Raw genomic sequence first — 2,066 nt, 5'->3', positions numbered from 1 at the left:
CCCTCAACCCCCGGGAGAAAAGCCCTCCATGCGACACCCCATGGCACGAATGGCCACGGCCGCCCTCGCCGTTCCTCTGGCGGGCGCGATGCTGTTCACCGCGGGACCGGCCCTCGCGGACTCCTTCACCCCCTCGGACGACCTCGTCCCCCTGCGGACGGGCAACTCCACCAACACCGCCACCGCCCTCAAGGCCGCCCGCGTGGCCGAGACGGCCGCGGCGACCGCCGCCGACAAGCCCTACTCCAGCTTCAAGGTCGCGCTCGCGGCCACGAAGAAGGCCAAGGCGGGCGGCACGATCACGTACTCGATCAAGGCCACCAACGTCGGCCCGCACACCGCCGACGCCTACTTCATCGGCGGCCGGCTGCCCAAGGGCATCTCCGGCAAGGTCACCTACTGGGCCCCCGACGGCACCAAGTGCGACTGGGACGACACCGGCTTTTGGTGCTGGGGCGACTGGGTGCTCAAGGTCGGCGAGACCGACTCGCTCAAGCTGCAGTTCAAGCTGAAGAAGAGCGTGAAGGGCACCGCCTCCGGCAAGCTCGGCGTGCTCAGCTACGACGTGCCGCACGGCGCCGAAGACCTCAGCAAGGAGGAACTGGACCGCATCGGCGGCATCAAGGGCTGGGACTTCACCCGCACGGTGAAGACCAAGATCGTCCGTAAGTGATCCGTAGGTAATACGGAGCACGGCGCCCGCCCCCCGTGTGGGGGGCGGGCGTTTTGCGTTGTCCGTTATGATCTTTACCTTGGCGCGTTCGCGCTGGTCTGAACGCCGGGCGACCTTATGGTGAACCGCGTGTCGGCCACCGCCGGCGGCCAAGTACCGTTGACCTGAGATGAATCAACGCACGCTTCTGATCACGCTGACCGGCCCCGACCGGCCAGGCGTGACATCGCGGCTCTTCGCGGTCCTGGCCGGGTTCCCGGTCACGGTGGCCGACGTCGAGCAGGTCGTCATCCGTGGCAGGCTCACCCTCGGGGTGCTCGTCGCCTACGCGGGCGACCGTCCGACCGGCACCGGCGGCACACTCGGGGCCCTGTGGACCGCCGTCGAGCGCATCGCCGAAGACCTCGGCATGGACGTCGAGCTGTCCACCAGCACCGCGGCCAAAGAGCACCGCAAGCGCGGGCGGCTGCACGTCAGCGTACTCGGCGCGCCGCTGCTGCCGGCCGCCATCGCGGGCATCGCCGGGCGCATCGCCGCCGCCGGGGCCAACATCGACCGGATCGAGCGCCTGGCCAACTACCCGGTGACGTGCGTCGAGCTGGCCGTCTCCGGGGCCGACCCCGACGCGCTGCGCGCCGACCTGGCCGCCGAGGCCGCCGCCCAGCAGGTCGACGTGGCCGTGCAGCGCTCCGGCCTGCAACGCAGGGCCAAGCGGCTGGTCGTCATGGACGTCGACTCCACGCTCATCCAGGGCGAGGTCATCGAGCTGCTGGCGGCCCACGCCGGGTGCCTGGGCGAGGTCGAGAAGGTCACCGCCGCCGCCATGCGCGGCGAACTGGACTTCGCCGAGTCACTGCGCGAGCGGGTCGCGCTGCTGGCCGGGCTGCCCGAGGAGGTCTTCGACCGGGTCCGCGCGGAGGTCGTGCTCACGCCCGGGGCCCGCACGATGGTCCGCACCCTCAAGCGGCTCGACTACCGGTTCGCGATCGTCAGCGGCGGGTTCACGCAGATCACCGACGCGCTGGTGGCCGAGCTCGGCATCGACTACTCGGCGGCCAACACCCTTGAGGTCTCCGGCGGCAAGCTCACCGGGCGGGTGGTCGGCGAGATCGTCGACCGTCCGGGCAAGGCCCGCGCGCTGGAGCGCTTCGCCGCCGAGGCGGGCATCCCGATCACCCAGACGGTGGCGATCGGCGACGGGGCCAACGACCTCGACATGATCGCCGCGGCGGGGCTCGGCATCGCGTTCAACGCCAAGGCGGTCGTACGGCAGGCCGCCGACACCGCCGTGACCGCGCCCTACCTCGACTCGATCCTCTACCTCCTCGGGATCCCCCGGGCCGAGGTCGAGGCCGCCGACGCCGAGGACGGCCTCGCCCACGACCCCCACCAC

The 2,066-nt window shown here is 71.1% G+C and carries 2 protein-coding genes; both read left to right on the top strand.

Annotated features, from left to right (window positions below; genetic code table 11):
• Positions 1-673: DUF11 domain-containing protein (locus C1I98_RS38260; RefSeq protein ID WP_233508553.1), on the top strand; the 673-nt coding region annotated here is incomplete at its 5' end.
• A 169-nt stretch (positions 674-842) separates the two neighbouring features.
• On the top strand, positions 843-2,066 hold a 1,224-nt coding region (serB, locus tag C1I98_RS38255), incomplete at its 3' end, for a phosphoserine phosphatase SerB (RefSeq protein WP_111172107.1).

The sequence above is a fragment of the Spongiactinospora gelatinilytica genome (assembly GCF_003236385.1).
GTDB lineage: Bacteria > Actinomycetota > Actinomycetes > Streptosporangiales > Streptosporangiaceae > Spongiactinospora > Spongiactinospora gelatinilytica.
This window is presented reverse-complemented; position numbering and strand designations above follow the sequence as displayed.